This window comes from Kitasatospora sp. NPDC091257, assembly GCF_044757675.1.
Lineage (GTDB): Bacteria > Actinomycetota > Actinomycetes > Streptomycetales > Streptomycetaceae > Kitasatospora > Kitasatospora lactacystinica.
Genome location: NZ_JBIVVI010001093.1, coordinates 1 through 3099 on the forward strand (window position 1 = coordinate 1; position 3099 = coordinate 3099).

At 75.8% G+C, this 3099-nt stretch carries 3 protein-coding genes and 1 pseudogene; 2 read left to right on the forward strand and 2 right to left on the reverse strand.

From position 1 onward, the window contains the following. Nucleotides 1-505 (forward strand): annotated as a pseudogene (locus ACIQOV_RS34765) (allophanate hydrolase subunit 2 family protein); the annotation flags it as partial. A 70-nt stretch (nucleotides 506-575) separates the two neighbouring features. On the opposite strand, the gene ACIQOV_RS34770 reads toward ACIQOV_RS34765, so the two are convergent. Then, nucleotides 576-1499, reverse strand: a complete 924-nt coding sequence (locus ACIQOV_RS34770) for an aminoglycoside phosphotransferase family protein (RefSeq protein ID WP_401054843.1) — start codon at nucleotides 1497-1499, stop codon at nucleotides 576-578. A gap of 65 nt (nucleotides 1500-1564) precedes the next feature. Further along, entirely contained in the window at nucleotides 1565-2335 is a 771-nt protein-coding gene (locus tag ACIQOV_RS34775) for an alpha/beta fold hydrolase (RefSeq protein ID WP_401054845.1), read from the reverse strand. A gap of 140 nt (nucleotides 2336-2475) precedes the next feature. On the opposite strand from ACIQOV_RS34775, the gene ACIQOV_RS34780 reads away from it, so the two are divergent. Beyond that, entirely contained in the window at nucleotides 2476-3009 is a 534-nt protein-coding gene (locus tag ACIQOV_RS34780; RefSeq protein WP_401054846.1) for a PadR family transcriptional regulator, read from the forward strand. The last annotated feature ends 90 nt before the right edge of the window (nucleotides 3010-3099 follow it).

The following is a 3099-nucleotide window of genomic DNA, read 5'->3' on the forward strand; positions in this document are numbered from 1 at the left end:
GATCGCCGTCCCGCCGGTGCTCGGCAGCCGCTCGGCGGACCTGCTCTCCGGGCTCGGGCCGGCCCCGCTGGCCGCCGGGGACCGGCTGCCGGTGGGCGCCCCGCCGCCGTACCGGGCCAGGCCCGAGCTGGTGCCGCTGCCCGGTCCCCCGGCCGAGCTGGTGCTGCGGCTGCGGCTCGGACCGCGCGCGGACTGGTTCGACCCGGAGGCGGTGGCCCGTCTCGGCCGCGACCGGTACCTGGTCTCCCCGACCGGCAACCGGGTCGGGCTGCGCACCGAGGGCCCGCCGGTCGCCCGCGCCAGGGACGGCGAACTGCCCAGCGAGGGCATGGTGTTGGGCGCCGTTCAGATTCCGCCGGACGGGCAGCCGGTGGTGTTCCTGGCCGACCACCCGACCACCGGCGGCTACCCGGTGATCGGCGTCGTGCCGGCCGGCGACCTCGCGGCCGCCGCACAGGCCAGGCCGGGGACACCGGTGCGCTTCGCGCCCCTGCGCGAGCACTGAGCGGAAGCACCGAGCGGAAGCACCGAGCAGCAGTACCTCGCAGGCGCGGAAAGCCGCGCGGGCTCCCGGGTCAGCGCCCCAACAGCACCTCGGCGACGGCACGTTGGGCCGGGTCCAGCTCCGCCCCGCCCTCCTCGGCCACCCAGACCGCGTTCTGCAGCACCCGGGCGAGCGTCCAGGCCGCCGCCACCTCGCGGTCCAGCTCCAGCACCTCCGTCAACAGGTCGAAGCGCCGCCGCAGCGCCCGGGTTGCATCCCCGGTGGCCACCACGTCCTCCCAGCGGTTGCGCAGCGCCGGGAGCAGCTCGAAGCCGGGGTGGCCGGCCAGCGGCTTGGGGTCGATGGCCAGCCAGGGCTCCCGGCCGCTGCCCGGGAGCGGGGCCAGCACATTGCCGTAGTGCAGGTCCCAGTGCAGCAGCCGGTCGCCGGGGTCGGCGCGGACCTCGCACAGGGCGGCCGCGCAGTCGGCGAGCAGGCGCCGCTCCACCGGGTCGGCGAGGGCCGCGACGGCCGCCGGGGCCCGGTCGAGCAGGTCGCTCGCCGCACCCGCCAGGGTCCGCAGTCCGGACGGCGCCTGACTCTTCGTCAATTCCCTGAGCAGCTCGGCGATCACGCGCAGCGCCGCGAGGTCGTCGGGCAGGTCGAGCAATGAGCGCCCGGGGTCCAGCCGCTCCAGCAGCAGGGAGCCGGTGGCCGGTTCGTGGTCGAGCAGCCGCACGGCGCCGCGGCCGTCCCAGGCCCGCAGGGCGAGCGGTTCGCCCACCGTCTCCTCGTCCACGGGCTGGAGCTTGAGCACGGCCGGCATCCCGTCGGCGCGCAGCACCGGGAGCACCAGCCCGACCACGCCGTGCGCGACCGGCCCGTCCGGGCTCAGCTCCCAGCGGTCGAGCAACTCGCCGGCCAGGGTGGGCAGTCGGGCCACCCAGGCGCGCCCCTCGGCGCCGAGGAAGCCCTCCAGGGACGCGGCCAGCGCGGGCGGGACCTGGACGGACATCGGGCGGGCTCCTCTCGGACGGTCCGCCCCAGCCTACGACGGGCGGCGGCCGGCGCCTCCCCCGTTCACCCCTGCCCGAGCGCCCGCGCCGCGGCGTCCGCGAAGCCGTCCGGGTTGTCGAGCATGATGTTGTGCCCGCAGTCCGGCACCGCGACCACCCGTACGCCCGCCGCGCGGAGGGTCCCGGCACCCGCCGGCTCGCCGTCCGCCGCCGGGTGGAGGAAGGTGCGCGGGAGGTCGAGGCCGAGCAGCAGCTCGCGCATGGTCGGTTCGGTCGCCCGGGCGAGGTAGCGGGCGCTGCGGTGCAGCGCCTCCGGGCCGGCCAGCCGCATGGTGGACCACCAGAACGGGCCGACCCGCTCGGCGACTTCGTCCCGGCCGCCGGCCAGGAACTCCTCCTCTGCGTAGGCCGCGATGCCGCTGCTGCCGGGGTGGCGCCGGTCGGGGTCGACCCGGTCCAGGTTGGCGTCCACCAGGAGCAGCCGTTCGACCAGGTGCGGGTGCCGCTGGGCGAGGACGATCGCGACCGCCCCGCCCATGCTGTGGCCGATCACCTCGACCCGGGCCGTCCCGGCGGCCGCGACGGCCGCCGCGACCGCGTCCGCGTGCTCCTCCAGGGTGTAGCCGAAGTCCGTCGGCCGGTCGCTGAGGCCGAAGCCGAGCAGGTCCAGCAGCAGCGAGCGCCGCCCGGCGAGCAGCGGGTGGGTGGCGGCGGCCGCGAAGTAGGCCGGCGAGGTGGCGCCGAGCCCGTGCAGGTAGAGCCGGGCCGGCTCGGCGCCGGGCAGCTCGACCCAGCGGATCCGGTCGCCGTTCGGGGTGACGGGGGCCTCGCGCATGCTCACTCGCTCCTTCTCCTGGGTGTGCCGGCTCCCGGTTCCGGGGACTCCGGCGGACGATCAGGACCATACATCGAAGTCGAGGTATAGCGATAGTGAGATACCCATGCCCCGAGGGAAGGATCTGAGAGAGTGGCCCCATGCTGAAGCTCGCCATCCTCGGGTTCCTGTACGACCGCCCCCTGCACGGCTACGAGCTGCGCCGCCACCTCGCCGCGCTCACCGGCCACGTCCGCCCGATCAGCGACGGCACGCTCTACCCCGCGATCAAACGCCTGGAGACCGACGGCCTGCTGGTCCGCGAGACCGAGCCGGGCAGCGCCGCCGCGCCCCGGCACACCCTGCACCTCACCGAGGCCGGCCGCACCGCGCTGCTCGACCGGCTGCGCGAGCCCGAGCCGCTCGACGTCAGCGACGAGAACCGCTGGTTCACCCTGCTCGCCTTCCTGCGGCACCTCGCCGACCCCGCCGACCAGGCGGCCGTACTGCGCCGCCGACTGGCCTTCCTCGCCGAACCGGCCAGCTTCTTCTACGAGGGCGACCGCCCGGTGGGCGCCGAGGAGTTCGCCGACCCGTTCCGGCGCGGCCTGCTGCTGGTCGCCCGCGCCACCACCGAGGCCGAACTCGCCTGGCTGCACGCGACCCTGGCCGACCTGGAGGGCCGCCCGCGCTAGGGCGCGTATTCGGTCGTGATCAATCTGTGTGATTCACCTTCGCGGCGGGTCCTGATCCGGTAGACCATGGTGTGTGACGCGAGCGCAACT